The 22,074-nt window shown below is 73.4% G+C and carries 14 protein-coding genes and 2 tRNA genes; 14 read left to right on the forward strand and 2 right to left on the reverse strand.

All coding sequences use genetic code 11. The annotated features are described in order from the left end of the window. Window positions 1-2 precede the first annotated feature (2 nt). From VA596_RS14425 to VA596_RS14435, 3 genes are read left to right on the forward strand one after another with little or no spacing between them, the layout of a single operon-like run. Window positions 3-1,904 carry a dipeptide/oligopeptide/nickel ABC transporter permease/ATP-binding protein gene (locus tag VA596_RS14425; protein WP_323327150.1) on the forward strand — a complete coding sequence of 634 codons (1,902 nt, stop codon included), beginning with the start codon at window positions 3-5 and terminating at the stop codon, window positions 1,902-1,904. Further along, window positions 1,901-2,869 (forward strand): ABC transporter ATP-binding protein, encoded by a 969-nt coding sequence (locus VA596_RS14430; protein WP_323327152.1) that lies wholly within the window; start codon window positions 1,901-1,903, stop codon window positions 2,867-2,869. Before VA596_RS14425 ends, VA596_RS14430 begins: the two co-directional genes overlap by 4 nt. Beyond that, window positions 2,866-6,201: a serine hydrolase gene (locus VA596_RS14435; RefSeq protein WP_323327154.1), complete on the forward strand. Its 3,336-nt coding sequence runs from the start codon at window positions 2,866-2,868 to the stop codon at window positions 6,199-6,201. The genes VA596_RS14430 and VA596_RS14435 overlap by 4 nt, the downstream gene beginning before the upstream one ends. A gap of 43 nt (window positions 6,202-6,244) precedes the next feature. Here the strand turns inward: VA596_RS14435 and VA596_RS14440 are convergent, their stop codons facing one another. Continuing rightward, window positions 6,245-7,177 (reverse strand): quinone oxidoreductase family protein, encoded by a 933-nt coding sequence (locus VA596_RS14440; protein WP_323327156.1) that lies wholly within the window; start codon window positions 7,175-7,177, stop codon window positions 6,245-6,247. Window positions 7,178-7,256: 79 nt separating this feature from the next. On the opposite strand from VA596_RS14440, the gene VA596_RS14445 reads away from it, so the two are divergent. Then, the gene (locus VA596_RS14445; protein WP_323327157.1) at window positions 7,257-7,679 is read left to right on the forward strand and encodes a MarR family winged helix-turn-helix transcriptional regulator; all 423 of its coding nucleotides are present in this window, start codon (window positions 7,257-7,259) and stop codon (window positions 7,677-7,679) included. A 462-nt stretch (window positions 7,680-8,141) separates the two neighbouring features. Here VA596_RS14445 and VA596_RS14450 read toward each other — a convergent pair whose 3' ends face one another. Then, window positions 8,142-9,602, reverse strand: a complete 1,461-nt coding sequence (locus VA596_RS14450; protein WP_323327159.1) for a DHA2 family efflux MFS transporter permease subunit — start codon at window positions 9,600-9,602, stop codon at window positions 8,142-8,144. A 199-nt stretch (window positions 9,603-9,801) separates the two neighbouring features. On the opposite strand from VA596_RS14450, the gene VA596_RS14455 reads away from it, so the two are divergent. The 10 genes from VA596_RS14455 (at window position 9,802) to VA596_RS14500 (ending at window position 21,756) form a co-directional block, all read left to right on the forward strand. Then, a tRNA-Val gene (locus VA596_RS14455) sits at window positions 9,802-9,876 on the forward strand. A 34-nt stretch (window positions 9,877-9,910) separates the two neighbouring features. After that, window positions 9,911-9,982, forward strand: a tRNA-Val gene (locus VA596_RS14460). A 384-nt stretch (window positions 9,983-10,366) separates the two neighbouring features. Further along, the gene (locus VA596_RS14465; protein WP_323327161.1) at window positions 10,367-13,183 is read left to right on the forward strand and encodes an AfsR/SARP family transcriptional regulator; all 2,817 of its coding nucleotides are present in this window, start codon (window positions 10,367-10,369) and stop codon (window positions 13,181-13,183) included. Window positions 13,184-13,470: 287 nt separating this feature from the next. Next, window positions 13,471-14,751 carry a lysine N(6)-hydroxylase/L-ornithine N(5)-oxygenase family protein gene (locus VA596_RS14470; protein WP_323327163.1) on the forward strand — a complete coding sequence of 427 codons (1,281 nt, stop codon included), beginning with the start codon at window positions 13,471-13,473 and terminating at the stop codon, window positions 14,749-14,751. Next, entirely contained in the window at window positions 14,751-16,289 is a 1,539-nt protein-coding gene (locus VA596_RS14475; RefSeq protein ID WP_323327165.1) for a class I tRNA ligase family protein, read from the forward strand. The genes VA596_RS14470 and VA596_RS14475 overlap by 1 nt, the downstream gene beginning before the upstream one ends. Further along, a complete protein-coding gene (locus tag VA596_RS14480) occupies window positions 16,286-17,332 on the forward strand; it encodes an NAD(P)/FAD-dependent oxidoreductase (RefSeq protein WP_323327167.1) in 1,047 nt (348 codons plus the stop codon). Before VA596_RS14475 ends, VA596_RS14480 begins: the two co-directional genes overlap by 4 nt. Then, the gene (locus tag VA596_RS14485; protein WP_323327169.1) at window positions 17,329-18,597 is read left to right on the forward strand and encodes an MFS transporter; all 1,269 of its coding nucleotides are present in this window, start codon (window positions 17,329-17,331) and stop codon (window positions 18,595-18,597) included. The genes VA596_RS14480 and VA596_RS14485 overlap by 4 nt, the downstream gene beginning before the upstream one ends. Continuing rightward, window positions 18,594-19,892, forward strand: a complete 1,299-nt coding sequence (locus tag VA596_RS14490) for an ATP-grasp domain-containing protein (protein WP_323327171.1) — start codon at window positions 18,594-18,596, stop codon at window positions 19,890-19,892. The genes VA596_RS14485 and VA596_RS14490 overlap by 4 nt, the downstream gene beginning before the upstream one ends. Beyond that, window positions 19,889-21,091 (forward strand): acyl-CoA dehydrogenase family protein, encoded by a 1,203-nt coding sequence (locus VA596_RS14495; protein WP_323327172.1) that lies wholly within the window; start codon window positions 19,889-19,891, stop codon window positions 21,089-21,091. The genes VA596_RS14490 and VA596_RS14495 overlap by 4 nt, the downstream gene beginning before the upstream one ends. A 59-nt stretch (window positions 21,092-21,150) precedes the next feature. After that, window positions 21,151-21,756, forward strand: coding sequence for a YdcF family protein (locus VA596_RS14500; protein ID WP_323327174.1), 606 nt, complete (start codon window positions 21,151-21,153; stop codon window positions 21,754-21,756). Window positions 21,757-22,074 lie beyond the last annotated feature (318 nt).

Genomic DNA, 22,074 nt, shown 5'->3' on the forward strand with positions numbered 1-22,074 from the left:
CGATGCGTGCACGGCTTTCGCTGGGCAAGCGCGGTTCGGTGTGGACGACGGCCGTGCGCACGCCGGTGGGCGCGTGCTCGGCGGTGCTGCTGGTGCTGGTGATCGCGCTTTCCGTGCTGGCGCCGCTGTTCTGGGGCGACGGCGCCGCGGTGGTCGACACCGACGCGATCGGCCAGGGCGCCTCCGCGGCGCACCCGTTCGGCACGGACGCCCTCGGCCGCGACATCTTCCTGCGCACGCTCGTCGCGACCCGCCTGTCGGTCGGTCTCGCGGTGCTCGCGACCGTGATCGGCGTCGGGGCCGGCGTCGTGCTCGGGTCGCTGCCGGCGGTGCTGCCGCGGTGGGCGGCCCGGCTGCTCACGTCGGCGATCGACATCGCCGTCGCGTTCCCCGGGCTGCTGCTGGCCCTGTTCTTCGCGGTGATCTTCGGGGTGGGCACGCACGGCGCGGTGCTGGCGATCGCGTTCGCGATGGCGCCGGCGTTCGCCCGGCTGGTCCAGACGCTCTCGGCGTCGGTCGCCGGACGCGACTTCATCGCCGCGGCCCGGGTGTCCGGCGTCGGCCGGATCCGGCTGCTGGCCCGGCACGTGCTGCCGAACATCGGCGAGCCGCTGGTGGTGAACGCGACCATCGGCGCCGGATCGTCGCTGCTCGCCTTCGCCGGTCTCTCGTTCCTCGGCATCGGCGTGCAGGCCCCGGACTACGACTGGGGACGGCTGCTGCGCGAAGGCCTGGACGGCATCTACGTGACGCCGGTGGCCGCGCTCGCGCCCGCCGTCGCCGTGGTGCTGGCCGGGCTGGCGTTCAACCTGGTGGGGGAGACCGTGGCCGCCGTGGTCGGCGTCCGCTCCCGCGCCGCCCGGCGCGCGTCCGGCCCGCTGCCCGCGCCGCGGCCCGCCGTCGCCGAGGAGCCGGCGGACGACGCGGTGCTCGTCGTCGAGAACCTCCAGGTGGCCTTTCCCCGCGCGGGTGGCTGGACGGTCCCGGTGCGCGGCCTGAGTTTCACCGTGCGCGCGGGGGAGGCGATCGGCGTCGTCGGCGAGTCCGGCTCCGGCAAGAGCCTGACGGCGCTGGCCGTCTCGCGCCTGATCGAGCTGCCGGGCGTGGTGACGGCGGACCGCCTGGAGTTCGCCGGGACACCCGTCGAGCAGGCGTCGGACCGCGATCTGGGCACAGCGCTGGCCATGGTCTTCCAGGATCCGATGACGTCGTTCAACCCGGCTCGCCGGGTCGGCAGGCAGCTCGCCGAGGTGTCCGAACAGCACCACGGCCTGTCGCGGCGAGCGGCGTTCGCCCGCGCGATCGACCGGTTGACGGCGGTGCGGATCCCGGCCGCCGCCCGGCGGGCCCGGCAATACCCGCACGAGTTCTCCGGCGGCATGCGGCAACGGGCGATGATCGGCATGGGCCTGATGGGCGCACCGAAGCTCGTCATCGCCGACGAGCCGACGACCGCGCTCGACGTCACCGTGCAGCGGCAGGTCCTGCGCCTGCTCGCCCGGACCCGCGAAGCGGAAGGCGCGGCGATCCTGCTGATCAGCCACGACATCGCGGTCGTCTCCCAGACGTGCGACCGCATGCTGGTGATGTACGCCGGCCGGATCGTGGAGGACCTGCCGACCGGAAGCCCGGCCCAGCACCCGTACACGCGGGCGCTGCTGGCGACGACGGTGGACCTCGACACCACACGTGACGAGCCGCTGGCCGTGATCCCCGGTCGCCCGCCGGAGCCGGACCAGGTGCCGGACGGCTGCGCGTTCGCCCCCCGGTGCCCCCTGGCGTCGGAGCGCTGCCGGACCGAGGACCCGGCGCTGGCCCGGGCCGGCGACGGTCACCGGGTCGCGTGCTGGCACCCGCAGGTGAGTGTCCTTTCCGGACGGTCGCGAAAGGAAGGTGCCGCGTGAGCGAGCTGCGGTTCGACACGGTGAGTGTCCGTTACGGCCGGTTGACGGCGGTCGACGGCGTCAGCCTGACCGTCCCTTCCGGACAGGTCGTCGGCCTGGTCGGCGAGTCGGGCTCCGGCAAGTCGACGCTGGCACGGGCCGCGGTCGGCCTGTCGCCGGTCAGCGGCGGCCGGGTGCTGCTCGACGGCGCCGACGTCCGGCGGCTGCCCCGGCGCAAGCCGCTGCAGATGGTGTTCCAGGACCCGTACTCCTCGTTGGACCCGCGGATGGCCGTCGGCGAGTCCATCACCGAGGCGATGCCGCGCGGCGCGCACCGCGGCAAGGCCGGGCGGCGGGCCGAGGTGGCGCGGCTGCTCGAACTGGTCAACCTGGATCCCGAACGCGCCGCGACGCTGCCCGGTCAGCTCTCGGGCGGGCAGCGGCAGCGCGTCGCGCTCGCCCGGGCACTCGCCGGGCAGCCGAAGGTGCTGATCGCCGACGAGATCACCTCGGCGCTGGACGTTTCGGTGCAGGGCGCCGTGCTCAACCTGGTCCGCGACGTCCAGCGACGCCTGTCACTGTCGATGCTGTTCATCTCGCACAACCTCGCCGTCGTCCGGTACGTGAGCGACTTCGTCGCGGTCATGTACCTCGGCCGGATCGTCGAAGCCGGGCCGGCCGAGCAGGTGCTCACCGATCCGCGGCACCCGTACACGCGGGACCTGCTGGCCGCCGCACCGTCGCCGCACCGCGGCCTGCTCGCCGACGTGAAGGACGACGCGCTGGCCGACACCGAACCCGCCGACCCGCACCACCCGCCGCCCGGCTGCCACTACCACCCGCGGTGCCCGATCGGCCCGCTCGTGCACACCGACAGCACCGTCTGCCTCGACACCGACCCGGCCGCCGAGGCCGCCGAGCGTCCCCACACCGCGGCCTGCCACTTCGCCGCGACCCCACCGATTCCCACGAGGAGATCCGCATGACCCGCCGCCTGAGCGCCGACGACCTGTACACGCAGGAGTTCCCCGAGCACCCCGCGCTTTCCCCGGACGGCACGCGGATCGTGTACGTCGTGCGCACCGCCGACCGCGACGCGGACCGCGACACCCGCTCGCTCTGGCAGGTCGCCACGGACGGCGGCCCGGCGCGCCGGCTCACCCGCGGGGACACCGACGCCGCCCCGGTGTGGTCGCCCGACGGCACGCGGATCGCCTTCCTGCGCGCCGGCGACGGCCCGGCGCAGCTGTGGCTGCTGCCCGCCGACGGCGGCGAACCCGAGCAGGTCACCACGCTCCCGCTCGGCGCGGGCAGCGCGGTCTGGCGGCCGGACGGCACCGAGATCGCCTTCTCCGCCCCGGTCGACCTTTCCGCCGACGAGGGTGACGACGACGCGGCCCGGTCCCGCCGCGCGGGCGCTCCGGTGGTCGCCGACCGGCTCGACTTCAAGGCCGACGGTGCCGGGCTGCTGCGCACCCTGCGCAAGCACGTCCACGTCCTCGACGTCGCTTCGGGCGAGGTCCGGCAGGTGACGTCGGGTGACTGGCACGCGGGCGATCCCGCCTGGTCCCCGGACGGCGGGCTGCTGGCCTTCCCCGCCGGGCCGGACGCCGACTCGGACCTGACGTTCCGCTCCGGCGCCTACGTCATCGAGTCCGGTGACCGCCTCGCCGAGCCGCGGCCGGTCGGCCCCGGTGATGGCATGTCCGGCACGGTCACCTGGACGGCCGACGGCGCCGCGCTGCTCGTCGTCGGCCGCCGCGACACCGCGCCCGGTCACCTCGGCCTGCTGCGGATTCCCTTGGACGGCGGGGAAACCGCCGACCTGGCCGCCGCGCTGGACCGGAACGTGATGCCGGGCGGGCCGGGGTATCCCGGCGCGGTCCCGGTGCTGAGCGGGGACGGCGCGTCCGTCGTGTTCTGCGTCCGCGACCGCGGCTACACGCACGTCTACGCGGTCGGCGTCGACGGCGGCGAACCGCGGCTCGTGGCCGGCGGCGCCGGGAACACGCTGTCGGACGTCTCCGTCGCCGGAGACACGGTGGCGGTCGTCCTCGCGACGCCGACGTCGTACGGCGAGATCGCCACGGTCGCCGTCGCCGGGGGAGAGCCCGAGGTCCTTACCGCGCACGGCAACGACGACGTCGAGCTGTTTCCCCGCGAGGAGCGCGAGTTCACCGTCTCGGACGGCACCGTCGTGCACGGCTGGCTGCTGCGGGACCCCGAGCGCACCGGCCCGTTGCCGCTGCTGCTGGACATCCACGGTGGCCCGCACAACGCGTGGAACGGCACCGCCGACGCCGTGCACGCCTACCACCAGCAGCTCGCCGCCCGCGGCTGGGCCGTGCTGCTGCTCAACCCGCGCGGCAGCGACGGGTACGGCGAAGCGTTCTACACCGCGGCCGTCGGCGCCTGGGGCGTCGCCGACGCCAAGGACTTCCTCGAGCCGCTGGACGCGCTCGTCGCCGAAGGGGTCGCGGATGCGAAGCGGCTCGCGGTCTCCGGTTACAGCTACGGCGGCTTCATGACGTGTTACCTGACCAGCCACGACGACCGCTTCGCCGCAGCCGTCGCCGGCGGGGTCGTCAGCGACGCGGTCAGCATGTCCGGCACGTCCGACAGCGGGCACTACCTCGGCGTCGCCGAACTGGGCGGAGCGTCCTCCGTAGACCAGGCGCACTTCGCCGAGTCGTCGCCGCTGGCCCGGGTCGGGCAGGTCCGCACGCCGACGCTCGTGGTGCACGGCGCCGACGACGACCGCTGCCCGGTCGGGCAGGCCGAGCAGTGGTTCACCGCGCTGCGCGAGCAGGGGGTGCCGGCCCGGATGGTGCTCTACCCCGGCGCGTCCCACCTGTTCATCCTCGAGGGCAAGCCCTCGCACCGCGCGGACTTCAACCGCCGCGTCTTCGACTGGGTGGAGGAGCACGCGGGCACGCCGGGCCGGGTGCCGCTCGACGCCGCGCGCTGGCGGCGGCGCCTCGCCGCGCTGGCCCGCAAGCACCGCGTGCCCGGCGCGTCCCTGGGCATCCTGCGCCTCGACGGCGACGAGCGGATCTTCGCGACCACCGGGGTGCTCAACAAGGCGACCGGGGTCGAGGTCACCGAGGACTCGGTGTTCCAGATCGGCTCGATCACCAAGGTGTGGACGGCGACCGTCGCGATGCAGCTGGTCGACGAGGGCCTGCTGGAGCTGGACGCGCCGATCGCCGACGTGCTGCCGGAGCTGCGGCTGGCCGACCCGGACGTCACCAAGCAGGTGACGCTGCGGCACCTGCTCACCCACACCAGCGGCATCGACGGCGACGTCTTCACCGACACCGGCCGCGGCGACGACTGCGTGGAGAAGTACGTCGAGGTGCTGGACCAGGCCGCGCAGACCCACCCGCTCGGCGCGACCCTGTCGTACAGCAATTCGGGCTTCATCCTCGCGGGCCGGGTCATCGAGAAGCTGACCGGCAAGACGTGGGACGCGGCGCTGCGGGAGCGGCTGTTCACCCCGCTCGGCCTGACCCACACGGGCACCCTGCCCGAAGAGGCCCTGATGTTCCGCGCGGCGATGGGCCACGTCGCGGCCGGCGACGCCGAGCCGCAGCCGGCGCCGGTCTGGGGCCTGCCGCGCTCGGCGGGCCCGGCCGGCCTGATCACGGCGACCACGGCGGACGTCCTGACGTTCGCCCGGCTGCACCTGACCGGCGGCCTCGGCCCGGACGGCACGCGGGTCCTTTCGGCGGCGTCCGCCGCCGCGATGACGGAACGCCAGGCGGACATGCCCGACAAGCACACCCTCGGCGACTCGTGGGGCCTCGGCTGGATCCGCTTCGACTGGGACGGCCACCGCGTCTACGGCCACGACGGCAACACGATCGGGCAGTCGGCGTTCCTGCGGATCCTGCCGGAGCCCGGCCTGGCGGTCACGCTGCTCGCCAACGGCGGCAACACCCACGACCTGTACGAGGAGCTGTACCGCGAGATCTTCGCGGAGCTGGCGGGCGTCGCGATGCCGCGGCCGCTGACGCCCGCGGCCACCCCGCCCGAGGTCGACGTCTCGGAGTTCCTCGGGGTGTACGAGCGGGAGTCGGTGCGCACGGAGGTCTTCGAAGGCGAGTCGGGCCTGCGCATCCGCCAGACGGTCACCGGCCCGCTCGCCGAGCTGGTCCCGGAACCGAGCACGGAGGACGCCCTGGTCCCGATCGGCCCGTCCCAGTTCGCGCTGCGCCCGGCGGGCACGAAGTCCTGGCAGTCGGTGACGTTCTACCAGCTGCCGACGGGGGAGCGGTACCTGCACACGGGGGTGCGGGCCACGCCGAAGGCGGGGTGAACGCCGGTGGGCTCGCGCATCGGGGGCGCGAGCCCACCGTCGTTCACGGGACGATCACCACGCGCCGGTCGTCGCCCGGGTCCTTCCAGGCCGCTTCGACGTCCTCCAGCGGCACCGTGCGCGCGTCGATCCGGAAGGTGCCCCGGCCGATCTCCTCGGCCAGGGCGGGCAGCTCGGCGACGATGTCCCGCGCCGGGACCGAGCCCTGGCCGCTGCCCACCAGCTGCAGCCGCGCCGCCCGCAACGCGGCCGACGGCAGCGACGCCGTCCGGCCCGCCACCGAGCCGATCTCGATCCACGTCAGCGGCCGGGCCCGGTCCGCGCGGTGCGTGACGATCTCGCGCAGCGCCTCGGCGGTCGGCTCGCCCCAGACGTAGTCGAGGACGACGTCGACGTCCGCGGCCTCCGTGGCGACGTCGGGCAGCGGGACCGCGACGTCGGCACCGAGGCCCGGCAGGGTCGCGAGACGGCCGGGGTCGCGGCCCGCGGCGACGACCCTCCCGGCCCCGAGGTGGCGCGCCACCTGGACGGCCAGCCGTCCCGCGTTGCCGGTCGCGCCCAGGACCAGGACGTCCTGCCCGGCCGCGAACGCGATCCGCCGACGCAGCGCGATCCACGCCGACATCGCCGGGTTCATGCCCGCGGCCACGAGCACCGGGTCGATGCCGGCGGGCAGCACGACGCTGCGGCGCGGGTCCACGACCGTCCGCTCGGCCAGCGCGCCCATCGCCGTGTCCGGCAGGACGAAGTACCGCAGGCTGCCGTCGGGTGCGCGGCCCACGCCGTCGATCCCGGGCACGAACGGCAGCTCGGCGGACTCGGTGTAGTGCGAGCCGTCGGCCTGCGACCGCACCCGCGGATGCAGGCCGACGGCGAGGACGTCGACGAGCACCTCGTCCGGCGTTTCCGGTACCGGCTCGGGAAAGTCCTGGCAGGACGGCGGTGTGCCGAACGACGTGACGACCGCTGCGCGCATGGCGACCCCCTACGGATTTGATTGGTAGTACCAACTAGATTAGCTGGCACTACCAACTAGTTCAAGGTAGTGTCGCGGCATGACCGAACCCGGCCCCGACGAGGTGATGGACCACCTGGTCCAGGTGTCCTTCACGGTGATGGCCCTGCTCAGCCGAGCGGCGGCCGCCCACGACCTGTCCCTGACCCAGCTGCGCGCACTGGCGATCCTGCGCGACCGCACGCCGAAGATGGCGGAGCTGGCGGACTACCTGGGCCTGGACCGCTCGTCGGTGACCGGGCTGATCGACCGCGCGGTCAAACGCGGCCTGGTCAGACGCGAGGCCAGCGAAGACGACGGACGCGCGGTCCGCGTCGGCCTGACCGACCAGGCCCACCGGCTGGCCGGCGAGCTGGGGGCGGAGATCGCGACGCTGCTGGCGCCGCTGACCCACGACCTGAGCCCGGCGGAACGGAACCGGCTGGGTGTCCTCCTGGGCCGGATGCTTCCCCCGGAGAGGTGACCCAGCTGCCCTCGCCGGAAAGTGGATGCATCAGGCGACCGCGCGCTGTCCGCAGCCCCGCCTTATTCGGGTGGCTCAGGCCAGGATCGCTCCCCTGAAGCGGAGTCGGCTGGCGGATCAGCCGAATGAGAGCCGAACGCCGACAGGCCGATGCATCGGGCGACCCCGAACACCGTCGGCAGCTTTGCCGCGTCCGGGTAGGTCGGGCTGGCTGCTCCCCTGAAGCGGAGTCAGCGGCTGGAGCCGATGAACGAGTGGCGGATCAGCCAGGTGAGCCGGCAGCCCGATGCATCGGGTGACCGCATGCTGTCCGCAGCCTCGCCGCGTTCGGGTGGCTCAGGCCGGGATTGCTCCCCTGGGGCGAGGTTAGCTGGCGGATCAGCCGAATGAGAGCCGAACGCCAGCAGACCGGTGCATCAGGCGACCGCGAACCCGTCCGCAGCCCCGCCCCGTTCGGGTGACTCAGCCCGGCTGATCCCCCGAAGCGGGGCTGTCGGAACTCGCCGACGAGCGGCGGATCAGCCAGGTGAGCCCGAACGCCAGGAGCCCGATGCACCCGGCGACCACGAACGCCGTCCGCAGGCCCGCCGCGTCCGGGCTGCTTGCGCTCGCGTTCACGGTGCCGAGGGTGGCCACGCTGACGAACAGCGCCGTCCCCATCGCGCCCGCCACCTGCTGCAGCGTCGACAGGATCGCGCTGCCGTGGGAGTACAGGTGCTCGGGCAGCACGCCGAGCGACTCGGTCATCAGCGGCGTCATCATCAGGCCCAGCCCGGCCATCAGCAGCACGTGGATCCCGATCACCGCGATCAGCGGCGACGTCGGGCCCAGCAGCGTGAACAGCCACAGCGACAGCGCCATGGCCGCCGCGCCCGGGATGACGAGCGGGCGCGCGCCCACGCGGTCGAACAGCGCACCCACCGGACGGCCCAGCAGCCCGAGCACCAGCCCGCCCGGCAGCACCGCCAGCCCGCTCACGAACGTGCTGGTGCGCAGCACCGTCTGCAGGTAGAGCGGCAGCAGGATCGCCGCCGCGCCGATCAGGCACACGAACAGCAGCGCCGTCAGCACCAGCGCCACCACGAACGGGCGATGGGTGAACGGCCGCAGGTCCAGCAGCGCGCGGTCCCGGCGCTGCAGGCGGAGCTGGCGCCACGTGAACACCACGAGCGCAACCACCCCGACGACGATCGGCAGCCACGCCGGCACCGGCGGTTCCGCACCGCCGGCCTCACCGGTCGACGACAGCCCGTACAGCAGCCCGCCGAAGCCGATCGCGGACAGCAGCACCGACGGCACGTCCAGCGGCACCCGGCGCGTCTCGCTGTCCAGCCGCAGCCGCAGCAGCCCGATCACCAGCGCGGCCAGCGACAACGGCAGCACGATCCAGAACATCCACCGCCAGCCCAGCGACGACAGCACGGCCCCGCCGATCGTCGGCCCGATGGCCGGCGCCACCGCGATGACGATCGTGATCGTGCCCATCGTCGCGCCCCGCTTCTGCGGCGGCACCAGCCGCATCACGGTGGTCATCAGCAGCGGCAGCATCACCGCCGTGCCGCACGCCTGCACCACCCGCCCGGCCAGCAGCACCCCGAACCCGGGGGCCAGCGCGCTGATCAGCGTGCCGAGGCTGAACGCCGTCAGCGACACGACGAAGACCTGCCGCGGGGAGAACCGCTCCAGCAGGAACCCGGTCGTCGGGATGACCACGGCCATCGTCAGCAGGAACCCGCTGGTGAGCCACTGCACCGTCGTGGTCGGCACGTTCAGGTCGACCGTCAGGTCACGCAACGCGACGCTCAGGATCGTCTCGTTCAGGATCATCACGAACGCCGAAAGCACGAGAACCCCGATGAGGAGCCCCGAGCCCGCCGGAGCGGCCGTCCGGGAGGCGGGTGCGGTGTGCACGGTGTCGGTCATCGGGGTGGGAACTCCTGTCGGCCGCCGGCGGCGACGGTCGGGGAAAGTGTGCGCTGGTCTCCCTTGCAGTCTGCCTGGGCCGCGGGGCCCGTGTCACGGCGGTTTACCGCGTGGACCCGGTCACACCGGCCGAAACCGAACCCCCTGCAACCCCCTCGACACCGTCCGATATGCTTCTGCGAGTACGGACTTCCGGAGCGCGCGATTAGCTCAGCGGGAGAGCGCTTCCCTGACACGGAAGAGGTCACTGGTTCAATCCCAGTATCGCGCACCAGGGTTCCCCAACCCTTCAGCGGAGTTCGTACCGCGGGCGATTAGCTCAGGGGGAGAGCGCTTCGTTCACACCGAAGAGGTCACTGGTTCGATCCCAGTATCGCCCACCCGAGAATCGTAGGAGAGCCCTGCTTGCGGAATGCGCAAGCAGGGCTCTTCTCGTCAGTGTCTTGTGGGGGCCGAGCCCCCACACCCCCGCCGGGGGCACGCCCCCGGACCCCCACCGTGGTTCCGTTGGTCTGTCGGGTGTCGGGTGTTGTTGTTCGTCCTGTTGGGCCTGGACGTGGTTAAGAAGTTCCCGTTGGTGTCGGGTTGCGGTTGGACGGTGACTGTCCGTTCGTTTTTGTGTCCTTTGTGGATGGTGGGGGTTTCTTGCGGGGTAGGGGTTTCCGCCAGCAGGGTGCCTTTCGGTGGACCGAGCGGGTGCCGGTAATGGGGAATGCCCTGAACGGACGTGTATCCGAGGGCCTGGGCGTGTTCTCCTTTGGGAGATGGAAAACGCAGGGGAGCAGGACGCCGGACCGCCGCGGGTCCGCGTTCTCGGCCCGTTCGAGGTGTGCGCGCACGAGGGAGCCCTCGTCCTCGGCGGCACCCGGATCCGGACCCTGCTCGCCCTCCTGACCGTCAACGCCGGGCGCGTCACCGGCGTCGGCGCGCTGGTGGAAGCCCTGTGGGGCGGCGACGCGCCCCCGGACGCCCGGCGCACCGTCCGGACCTATGTGTCCCGTGCGCGCCGCGGCTTGGTGCCGCTCGCCGACGCCCTCGGCACCGGCGAACTCATCACCACGCACCCGGCCGGTTACACCCTGTTGGTCCCGCCCGGACTCGTCGACGCCGCCCGGTTCGAACGACAGGTCACCGCGGGCCGCGAAGCCCTCGCGGCGAGCCGGTACGCCGAGGCGCGCGAGATCCTGGCCGACGCACTGGCCCTGTGGCGCGGCGACGCCTACGGCGAGTTCACCGCCGTGGCGTCCCTGCGGTCCGAGGCGGCCCGGCTGGAGAGCCTGCGCCTGACCGCCACCGAGGACCGCGTCGAGGCCGAGCTCGCCACCGGCGCGAGCGCCACCCTGGTCGAGGAGCTCACCGGCCTGACCGAACGCGAGCCCGGCCGCGACCGGCTGTGGGGCCAGCTGATGATCGCGCTCTACCGGGCGAACCGCCAGGCAGACGCCCTGGACGTCTTCTCCCGCGCCCGCACCCAGCTCGTCGAGCGGTTCGGCCTGGACCCCTCGGCGCGGCTGGCCGAGATCCACCGCCAGGTGCTCGACGGCGACCCGCGGCTGCTCGGGCAACGCCCGGCGCAGAGCGTCGTCACCCGGCTGCCCGCACCCGCGCGCAACGACCTGCCCGGCGACATCCCCGACTTCGCCGGCCGCGAACCCGAGCTCACCCGGCTGCTGTCGGCGAGGGAGAAGGCGCCCGACGTCACCGTCGTCACCGCGATCGACGGGATGGCCGGGGTCGGGAAGACGACCCTGGCCGTGCACGCCGCGCACCGCCTCGCCGGGCACTACCGCGACGCGCAGCTGTTCGTCGACCTGCACGGGCACACCCCCGGGCAGGAGCCGACGTCGCCCGCGGCGGCCCTCGACGCGCTCCTGCGCGCCCTCGACGTGCCCGCCGACCGCATCCCCGCCGACCAGCACGCCCGGGCGGCGCTCTGGCGGGCGGAGCTGGCCACCCGGTCGGTGCTGGTGGTGCTGGACAACGCCGCCGACGCCGCGCAGGTCCGGCCGCTGCTGCCCGGCAGCCCGCGCAGCCTCGCGCTGGTCACGAGCCGGCGCCGCCTCGTCGACCTCGAAGCCGCCGACGTCATCTCCCTGGACGTGCTGCCCGAGGCGGACGCGGTGGTGCTGTTCACCGGGGTCGTCGGCCAGGCCCGCGGGGACGCCGAAGCCGCGTCCGTCCTGGACGTCGTGCGCCACTGCGGCCGGCTCCCGCTGGCCATCCGCCTCGCCGCGGCCCGGCTGCGCACCCGCCAGGCGTGGACGGTGCGGTACCTGGCGCGCCGGCTGCAGCACGCCCGGTGGCCGCTCGCCGAGCTGTCGGCGGGGGACCGCGGGGTCGCCGCCGCGTTCGCGTTGTCCTACGAGCAGCTCGACGACGCGCGGCAGCGCATGTTCCGGCTGCTCGGCGTGCACCCGGGCCCGGACTTCGACGCCCCGGCCGCGGCCGCGCTCGCCGCGCTCGACCTCGCCGACGCCGAGCAGCTGCTGGAAAGCCTGGTCGACGACCACCTGCTGCAGCAGCACGCGCCCGGCCGCTACCGCTTCCACGACCTGCTCCGGCGGCACGCGCACACCACCGGGCTCGACGAAGAACCCGAGCCGGACCGGCGCGCGGCGCTGCGCCGGGTCGTCGACTTCCACCTCCACACGGCCTACCACGGCAGCCGCCTGCTCGACGACCAGCACCCGCCGATCAACCTCGACCCGCCCGGCTGCGAACCCTGGCCCCTCGAGGACGCCGAGGAGGCGATGGGCTGGTTCGACGCCAACCACCGCTGCGTCCTCGCCGCGCGCGCCGCCGCCGAGGAACAGGGCTGGGACACCGCGGTGTGGCAGCTCGCCTGGACCCTCGACAACTTCCACTACCGCCGCGGCGACCTGCACGCCAACATCGCGTGCTGGCGGGCCGGCCTGGCCGCGGCCGAACGGCTGGGCGACCGGGCCGCCCAGGCCCGCGCGCACCGGCGGCTCGGGCTCGTCTACGCGCCACTGGGCCGGTTCTCCGAGGCGCTGGACCACCTGGGCGAGTCGCTGCGGCTGGCCGAGGAGATCGGCGACCTGCTCGGCCAGGCGGGTGTCCACTACGTGCTCGCGCTGGCCTGGCACGAACAGGACGACCACGTCCGCGCGCTCGCCCGTGCCTTCAGCTCCCACGACCTGTACCGCACGCTCGGCAACACCAAGTGGGAAACCCGCGCGCTGAGCCTGATCGGGACCTGTTACAGCCACCTCGGCCACCACGGCGAGGCCCGCCGCTACTGCCGGACGGCGCTCGCGCTTTCCCTGCGCCGCAAGGACGTCTATGGCGAGGCGGACAGCCTGGAGAGCCTCGGCCGGATCGCGAACGACCTCGGCGAGTACGAAAAGGCGCTGGAGCACTACGAACGGGCCCTGGAACTCTGGCGCGCGCTCGACAACACCTACCGGCAGGCGGGCGTCCTGTCGGCACTGGGCGACACCCACCGGCAGCTGGCGGACTCCGCGAGGGCCCGCGCGGCCTGGCGGGCGGCGGAGGAGCTGTACCGGGCCCGGGAGCTGCACGTGGCCGCCGACCGCGTCGGCCGCAGCCGCACCGGCTGACCCCACTTCAGGACAGGCGAACGTCCGTGAAGGCCACCTTGAGGGACTCTGAGTCCCTCAAGGTGGCCTTCACGGACGTCTGGAGTTGGTGCCGGGCACCGCCGAACGGGTGGCGCGGCCATGTGTACACCGCCGCCGGGAGATGCGCGCCGCCGATCGTGCGGGCCTGGCGAAGGCGGGTCGGATTTCCCCGCCGGGCGGGATCGTTTTCCCTGTCGGCCGGGAAAAGGGCGCGGTTACATTCGGTCCCGACCTTCGGCCGACGTGCGACAAAAGGGGGAACCCGAGTGACTGACCACGAGGTGGGCGTACTGGCGATCGGGGCGGGACCGGCGAACCTGGCGCTGGCCGCGGCCATCGAGGAGTCCGGTTCGCCCGAGCTCGCCGGGGAAACCCTGCTGCTGGAACAGAGTCCCGACATCAAGTGGCAGCGCAACCTGCTGATGCCCTGGGCCCGCAGCCAGGTCTCGTTCCTCAAGGACCTGGTGACCCTGCGCAACCCGCAAAGCCGCTTCTCCTTCCTGAACTTCCTCCACGAATCGGGCCGGCTGAACGAGTTCGTCAACCTCGGCACCTTCAACCCGTTCCGCTGGGAGATCTCCGACTACCTGCAGTGGGTGGCGAAGTCGCTGGAGCAGGTCAACATCCGCTACGGCGCCCGCGCCGCGTCGATCGAACCGGTGCACGGCGCGGACGGCCTGCTGACCGGCTGGACCGTCACCCTCACCGACGGCGACACCATCCGCTGCCGCGACCTGATCGTCGGCGGCGGCCGGGATCCGCACGTCCCGGCCGTGTTCGCCGACCTGCCCGCCGACCGCGTGATCCACAGCGCCCAGTACCGGACGCGCATCGCGCAGACCGACCGGGACGAGCCGCTGCGGGCGGTGGTCGTCGGCGGGGCGCAGAGCGCCGCCGAGATGTTCATGGCCCTGCACGAAAACCTGCCGTCCAGCGAGATCACGCTCGTCGTGCGCTCGGTCGGCCCGCAGAACTACCAGACGAGCAAGTTCGTCAACGAGCTGTTCTTCCCGTCCTTCGTGGACCGCTTCTACGACAGCCCGCCGGAGATCCGCGAGGAGCTCCTGTCCGAGATGCGGCTGACCAACTACGGCGGCATGGCGCCGCCGTTCCTCGACGAGCTCTACCTGATGCTCTACCGGCAGAAGATGCTGGGACCGGAACGGTCCCGCGTCCGCGCGATGACCGAGGTCGTCGCCGCGCGCGAAGAGGACGGCGCGGTCGTGCTCGACCTGCGGGACCGCACCAGCGGCAAGGTCGAGCCGCTGGAGTGCGACGTGGTGCTGCTGGGCACCGGCTACGACCCGCGGATGCCCGCGCTGGTGCGGGACCTGACCGCCAAGGCCGGCCGGCCGGAGATCACGGTCAGCCGGTGCTACCGCGTCGACCTGGGTGACGCGGCGTGGGGCGCGGTGTACCTGCAGGGCGTCAACGAGGAGACGCACGGCATCGCCGACTCCCTCATCAGCGTGCTCGCCCACCGGTCGCAGGACATCGTCGACGACCTGCTGTCCCGGCGCGGCGTCGCACCGGTGCGGAGCGCGTGATGGCGGGGGAGCGGCTGGTGGTGCTCTCGCCGGCGCCCACCGCGAACGGCGACCTGCACCTCGGGCACCTCGCCGGTCCGTTCCTCGCCGCCGACGTCTGCCGCCGGTACGCCGAGGCGACCGGGCGGGAGGCGCTGTTCGGCACCGGCATGCACTTCACGCAGAACTACATCGTCACGGCCGCGCGGCGCCTCGGCGTGACGCCCGAGGGCCTGCGTGAGGAATCGGCCGCACAGGTGGCGGAGACCCTGGCCGCGCTGGCCGTCCGGGTCGACGGGTTCGCCTGCCTGGAGGACCGGTTCGTCAAGATGGTGCTGCGCTTCCACGAGCGGTTGCACGCCCTCGGGAAGCTCAAGCTGCGCGCGGTGAAGTTCCCCTACTCGACACGGTCGGGCCAGTACCTGATGGACGCCTACGTGCGCGGCGGCTGCCCGTTCTGCCTGGCCGACGGGAACTCCGGGCTCTGCGAGAGCTGCGGCCACCCGATCGAGCCGGGTGAGCTGCTCTCGCCGCGTTCGGCGCTGGATCCCGACGAGCCGGTGGAACTGCGCGAGGCCGAGATCCTGGTGTTCTCGCCGGAGGAGTACCGGGCGGAGCTCACCGAGTTCTTCGCCGCGCGCCGGGCCGGGATGCGCCCGCACATGGCCCAGCTGATCGACGAGATGCTGGCCCGGCCGCTGCCGGACTTCCCGGTCACACAACCGGGTTCGTTCGGCATCCCGGCGCCGTTCCCCGAGACGCCCGGCCAGGTCTTCTACGCGCACATGGAAGGCATGCCCTGGAGCATGTGCACCACGGCGCTGGCCGCCGAGCGGCGGGGCGCGGTGCTCGCCGCCGACGACGAGCTGTGGGCGGCGGGTTCGGGCACGCAGGTCGTCTACTTCATGGGCCTGGACGCGACCTACCCGTTCGCGGTCGTCGGGACGGCGATGCTGCTGGCGCTCGGCGGGTACGTCCTGCCGGACCGGTTCGTCACCAACGACTTCTACGAGCTGGCCAACGACAAGTTCTCCACCAGCCGCGCCCACGTCGTGTCCGGGCGGGAGCTGGCCGGCGAGGTGCCCCGGGACCTGATCCGGTTCCACCTCGCCTCGACCAGCCCCGAGTTCCAGCGCACCGACTTCACGCGCGGCGCGCTGGAGCGGGTGACCGAGACGCGGCTCGTCGGGCCGTGGAACCGGGTCGCGGAGAAGGTCGACGCCTGGGTGGGCCGCGAGCTGCCGGTGTCCGAGCGGTCGCGGGCCGCGGCCGGGCGGGTGCTCGAACGGTTCGCCGCCGCCTACGGCGTCGACGGGTTCAGCATGACGGCGGCCGCGTTCACCCTGGCCGAGCAGCTGGGCCGCCTCGACGGCTGGGAGCCCGGCGAGCACGACGCCGGCGACTTCTGCCACGAGGTCGACGTCCTCCTGCGCTGCGCCGGGCCGATCCTGGTCGACCTGGCCGAGGCGCTGCCGGACCGGACGATCCCGGCGCGCGCGGCCGCGACCACCGTCACGCCGCGGCGGCTGCCCCGGCTCGACGGCGCGGTCCCGTCGTGACACCGCGGGAGGTGGTGGTCGCCGGGGCGGGCGTCACCGGGCTGCTCGCCGCGGTCGAGTGCGCGCTCGCCAGGCATCGCGTGACCGTCCTGGACCGGGGCCCGATCCCCAACCCGGACGCCAGCTCGGCCGACCAGCACCGGGCGCTGCGCACGTTCGCCCCCGGCGACGCGGCCGCGTCCCGGCGGATGGCGGCGGCGCACCGGCGCTGGCTCGAACTGGAAACCCTGCTGGGAGAACGGTTCCTGCGCCGTGTCGGCATCGTCACGGCCTGGCCGGACGGCGACGTCGGCGGGGTGCTCGAGGCGGCGATCGGTGCCGGCGTGCCGGTCTCGACCGTCGCCCCGGAGAAGCTGCCGCACATCGGCTTCCCGGCGGGCACGACCGGCGTCCTCGAGCTCGACGCCGGGGTGCTGCTGGCCGACCGGGTGCTCCGGGCCGCGGTGCGCTGGCTCGACGCGCACCCCGCCGTGCGGCTGCGGCCCTGGTCGGCCGTGACCGAGGTGGACGGCGACACCGGCAAGGTCACCCTCGCCGGGGGCGAGGTCCTCGGGGCCGACGGGGTGCTGGTCGCGGCCGGCCCGTGGACCCCCGACCTGGTCGGGCTGCCGGCGGTCCGGCACCGGCAGACCATGCTCTACCTCCGGCCCCCGGCCGAGCTGGCCCGGTGGTGGGAGACCGCACCCGGCGCCGGGCGGATCGGCGCGGACGCGCGGGCGTGGCTGCTGCCACCCGGTGACGGCACGCTGCTCAAGATCAGCTCGGACGCCGTCTGCCGCGAGGTGCCCGACACGGACTGCACCGGGGACGGCCCGGCGGACTGGACCGAGCGGCTGCTGGCGGCGTCGGTCCTGTCCGATGTGGACCGCTACACCGTCGTCGGGGCCAAGCAGTGCCACTACCTGACCGGGGAAGGCGACGCGTTGCTGGCGCGCGTCGGCCCAGCCGTCCAGGCCCGCGCGGCGTGCGGCGGCACCGGGTTCGCCACGGCGCCGCTCGCCGCCCGCCGGTTCGTCACGACCATCACAGAGGAGACGGCATGAGCAACGAGGCCCCGGCCGGCGTGTTCGCCGTGCTGAAGGCGACCCCGACCCCCGTGCGCTACCTGCTCGGCGGCGTGTTCGTCAACCAGCTCGGCGCGTTCGTCCAGACCTTCCTGCTGCTGTACCTGACCGTGCGGGGGGTCTCGGTCGCCGCGGCGGGCCTGTGCCTCGTCGCCTACAGCGTCGGCGCGATCTTCGGGACGATGCTGGGCGGTGAGCTCACGCACCGGTTCGGCCCGCGCACCACGATCGTGGTGGCGATGATCGCGTCGGCCCCGCTGGTCGCGTCGATCCCGCTGCTGGCTCACCCGTCGACGTTCTGGCCGCTGGCCGGCGTCGTCGCGCTGGGCGGTCTCGCGACGCAGGCCTACCGCCCGGCGGCGGCGGTGCTGCTGTCGGACCAGATGCCCGAGGAGTACCAGGTCATGGGCTTCTCCATGATGCGGATCGCGCTGAACATCGGGGCCGCGCTGGCCCCGCTGATCGCCGCGGGCCTCATCCTGGTCGACTGGGACCTGCTGTTCTGGCTGGACGGCGCCACCGCGGCGGTGTACGCGCTGCTCGCCTTCGCACTGCTGCCGAAGAACGTCGACGTCCCGCCCGAAGAGGACGAGGAACCGGCGTCCACAGTGGACCGGAAGTCGGCCTACGCGACCATGGTGCGCGACGGCAAGTTCCTGCTCTACCTGGGATCCATGTTCGTCGGCACGATCGTCTACGCCCAGTTCACCGTCGCGCTACCGTTGCAGATCCTCGCCGACGGCCACCCGGAGGCGCTCTACAGCGCGGTGCTCGCGACGTCGTCGATCATCCTGATCGTCACGGAGCTCAAGCTCACCACGTACGTCACCCGCTGGCCGCCCCCGCTGGCCGCCGGGCTCGGGCACGCCGTCTTCGCGGTCGGGGTCGCGGGCTGGGGGCTGGCCGCCGGCTCCGGCACGCTCGTGATCCTCAGCACCGTGTTCTTCGTGTCCGGGCTGATGATCTCCGGGCCGAGCATGTTCGCCTACCCGGCCCGGTTCCCGGCCCGGGTGAAGGCCCGCTACATCGGGACGCAGCACACGATCATCGGCCTGTCCTCGGCGCTCGGCCCGGTGTTCGGGGTGCTGGCGTGGACGTGGCTGGGCCGGGGCATCTGGCCGCTGGGCGGCGCGCTCGGCCTCGTCGCCGGCTACTTCGCCTGGGCGGCCATGAAGCAGAAGACCGCGCCCGTCCCGGCCGTGGAGACCGGGACCGCGACGGAACCCGTGGGAGGGAAGGCATGACCGAACCGAACGGCGTGCTGCTGGTGATCGGCAGCGGGCTGAAGCTCTACCGCGAGTACCTCGTCCGCTCGATCCACCGGCGCGCCCGGTCGGCGGGGCTGGACCTGGTGCTGCTCAACAACCTCAAGCCGACCTGGCAGAAGAAGTACTTCGACGAGATCGTGCTGACCAACGTCTTCGACGCCGAGGTGATGACCGCGGCGGCCCGGGAGGTGGCCGCGCGGCGGCCGATCGCCGGGCTGATGTGCTGGGACGAGCCGGTGGTGCTGGCCGCGGGCGAGCTCGCCGTCGAGCTCGGCGTGCCGGGCCTCGGCCCGGACGGCGCGGTCGGCTGCCGGGACAAGTACCGGACCCGGTCGGTGCTCGCCGAAGCCGGCCTGCACCAGCCCGGCTTCGCCACGGTGGCGACGGCGGACGAGGCGATCGCGGCAGCGGAGAAGATCGGGTACCCGGTCGTCGTCAAGCCCCGCGCGATGGGCGCCAGCATCGGTGTCGTGCTCGCCGCCGACGCGGCCGAGGTCGAGGCCGCGTTCGAGGTCGCCGCGGGCGCGAGCCGGGCCGAGCACGCGCCCTACGGGGGCACCGCGATCGTCGAAGGCTACGCGCAGGGCCCGGAGATCAGTGTCGACGCCGCCGTCCACAAGGGCGAGTACCTGCCGATGTTCCTGGCCCGCAAGCAGAGCGGCGCCGAGCCGTACTTCGAGGAGACCGGGCACGTCGTGGACGCGGCCGATCCGCTGCTGCGCGACCGGGAGCTGATGGACGCCCTCGCCCGCGCGCACCGGCTGCTCGGCGTCGAGGACGGCATCACCCACACCGAGGTCCGGCTGACCGACCGGGGCCCGCTGATCATCGAGATCAACGGCAGGCTGGGTGGCGACCTCATCCCGTTCCTCGGCCTGACCGCCACCGGGATCGACCCGGGCGAGGTGCTCTTCGACGTCGCCACCGGGCAGCGGCCGGAGCTGGCGCCGACCCGGGAGTCCGTGGTGGGCATCCGGTTCGGCTGCCCGCCGCGCGACTGCGTGATCCGGTCGGTGACGGTGCCGTCGGAAACCCCCGGGCTGGTGACGGCGTCGAAGATGGTCGAGCCCGGCGCGTCGCTGCGGCTGCCGCCGGGTGGCTACCTCGCCCGGCACTCCTTCGTCGTGTGCGAAGGCGACGACGTCGAGGCCTGCACCCAGCGGCTCGACCAGGCGGCGGCACTCGTCGAAGTGGACGCCGACCCGCTCGACCCGCCGGAAACGGGGGCGTCGTTCGTGATGCCGGCCGGTCTGCTGGACGTGGACGCGTGACCGCCGAGAGCCTCACGCGCCCGGCGCCGCCGCGGACCGCCGAGGAGATCCTGGCCCGGGCGAAGGCGCTGGTCCCGGTCCTGCGCGAGCGTGCGGGGGAGTTCGAGCGGCTGCGGCGGCTGCCCGAGGACGTCGTCGAGCTGATGCGGGGGGCCGGGGTGTTCCGGATGGCGTTCCCCCGCGAGTTCGGCGGCCCCGAGCTGACCTCGATCGAGCAGACCGAGGTCGTCGAAACACTGTCCTACGGCGACGCTTCGGCCGGCTGGTGCACGCACATCGGGGCCTGCACCGGGCTGTACGCGTCGTTCATCGCCGGCCCGGCGGCCCGGGAGATGTTCGCCGGCCTCGACCTGGTCACGGCCGGCATGCTGTTCCCGGTGGGCCGCGCCGAACGCGTGCCCGGCGGGTACCGGCTCACCGGGCGCTGGACGTTCGGCAGCGGGGTCACCCACAGCGACTGGGTCATCTCGGGCGCGTTCATCTACCGCGACGGCCGGCCGGACCCGAGCCCGGACGGCCGCGACCCGCACGACTCGCGCCTGTTCATGGTGCCGCGCGCCGACGTCGAGGTCGTCGACAACTGGCACACCACCGGCCTGGCCGGGAGCGGCAGCTGCGACTACACGATCACCGACGTGTTCGTGCCGGAGGAGCGCACCCTCGCCTTCGACACCGTGCACGGCCGCCCGAGCCCGCTGACCAGCGCCGAGTCGTTCATGCGCACGATCCCGGGCGTGCCCCTCGGGGTGGCGCGGGCGGCGCTGGACCACGTCCGCGAGATCGTCCGGACGCGGGTGGACCGCGCGACGGGCGTCCCGTGGGCGGACAACTGGCGGATGCAGACGACGCTGGCCGAGTGCGAAGCGGACTTCACGGCGTCCCGGCACGGCGTCTACGGGACGATGCGGGAGCAGTGGGAGCTGCTCTCGGCGGGGAAGCCGGTCCCGGTGGAGCTGCAGGCGGCGCTGCCGCTGGCGCGGCTGCACGCGTTCCGCACGGCCCGTTCGATCGTCACGCGGCTGTACGACCTGATGCAGACGGGTTCGATCCACCGCAGCGGCCCGCTGGACCGCTGGCTCCGCGACACCACGACGATGTGCCAGCACCTGCTGGCCCAGGACCGCATCCTCCAGTCCGCGGGCGCGCACCTGCTGGGCGGGACTCCCGAGTTCCGCCTCTGCCTGGGCATCACGAGTTAGCCGGCGTTCGCAGGACACGCCCGGCGGGTTTCCCGCCGGGCGTGTCCTACTGTCGTCCCATGCGAGCGGTGTGGGTGCTGGCCGGGATCCTGGCGTGGAGCGAGTGGCTGAACCGGCGCTGGTCCCGCACGCTCGTCACCCCCGGCCGTGACGGCGGTTCCGAAGCCGTGGTCGTACTGGGCTACCGCAACCGCGGCCCGACGGCCAACGCCGTCAACCGCTGGCGCGTCCGCGCCGGCCTGCGCTCCCTGACGGGCGACGACACCCGGGTGATCTTCAGCGGCGGCACGACCGGCGACGGCCCCGCGGAGGCCCAGGTGATGGCCGACTACGCGAGAAGCGTGCTCGGCTACGACGGCCGGGTGCTCCTCGAAGACCGGAGCCGGACGACGTGGGAGAACGTCACGAACGTGATCCCGCTGCTGGAGGACGTGGACCGCGTGAAGATCGCCTCCCAGCCGGCGCACGCGCTCAAGGCCCGCGCCTACCTCCGCCGCCGTCGCCCGGATCTCGCCGCCAAACTCGCGCCCGCGGACGACTACCGCGCCGGGGAATGGCTGCTGGTGAAGCCGCTGCTCGCGCTGTACGGCCTGTGGACCCTGCGCCGCCTCAAGCCCGCCGAACGCGCTCCCTGGCACCGGCTGCGGTCGGCTCGAGTTCCGTGAAGGCCTCCTTACCGGCTCTTATGGCCGGTAAGGAGGCCTTCACGGAATTTCGGCGTCGGCGGTCGGCACGGCGCGAACGCCCGGTGGCAGGTCCCGCCGGGGTCCCGGGTGACCGCGCCGAACGCGCAGCGCTGTCGATGGAGGAACCTGGCCGCCCGACGTCCCGAATCCTCCATCGACCGAACGTCAACGACGGAAACGGCCGCCGGGTGCGCGGGCCACGGACATGGGGTGGCCGCTGCGCGAACGCTCGGTGAAGGGGTCCGCCGGGCATTTCGGGTGCCCACGCTGGATGCGAATCACGGAACGCCAGCCGGG

Source organism: Amycolatopsis heterodermiae, assembly GCF_034929455.1.
Classification (GTDB): Bacteria; Actinomycetota; Actinomycetes; order Mycobacteriales; family Pseudonocardiaceae; genus Amycolatopsis; species Amycolatopsis heterodermiae.

Excerpts from the sequence above, each read along its gene's own strand:
- VA596_RS14475 (WP_323327165.1), top strand. The coding sequence starts at position 14,751 with ATGGCGGGGGAGCGGCTGGTGGTGCTCTCGCCGGCGCCCACCGCGAAC.
- VA596_RS14465 (WP_323327161.1), top strand. The coding sequence starts at position 10,367 with ATGGAAAACGCAGGGGAGCAGGACGCCGGACCGCCGCGGGTCCGCGTT.
- VA596_RS14425 (WP_323327150.1), top strand. The coding sequence starts at position 3 with ATGCGTGCACGGCTTTCGCTGGGCAAGCGCGGTTCGGTGTGGACGACG.
- VA596_RS14485 (WP_323327169.1), top strand. The coding sequence starts at position 17,329 with ATGAGCAACGAGGCCCCGGCCGGCGTGTTCGCCGTGCTGAAGGCGACC.
- VA596_RS14435 (WP_323327154.1), top strand. The coding sequence starts at position 2,866 with ATGACCCGCCGCCTGAGCGCCGACGACCTGTACACGCAGGAGTTCCCC.
- VA596_RS14445 (WP_323327157.1), top strand. The coding sequence starts at position 7,257 with ATGACCGAACCCGGCCCCGACGAGGTGATGGACCACCTGGTCCAGGTG.
- VA596_RS14450 (WP_323327159.1), bottom strand. The coding sequence starts at position 9,602 with ATGACCGACACCGTGCACACCGCACCCGCCTCCCGGACGGCCGCTCCG.
- VA596_RS14440 (WP_323327156.1), bottom strand. The coding sequence starts at position 7,177 with ATGCGCGCAGCGGTCGTCACGTCGTTCGGCACACCGCCGTCCTGCCAG.
- VA596_RS14490 (WP_323327171.1), top strand. The coding sequence starts at position 18,594 with ATGACCGAACCGAACGGCGTGCTGCTGGTGATCGGCAGCGGGCTGAAG.
- VA596_RS14500 (WP_323327174.1), top strand. The coding sequence starts at position 21,151 with ATGCGAGCGGTGTGGGTGCTGGCCGGGATCCTGGCGTGGAGCGAGTGG.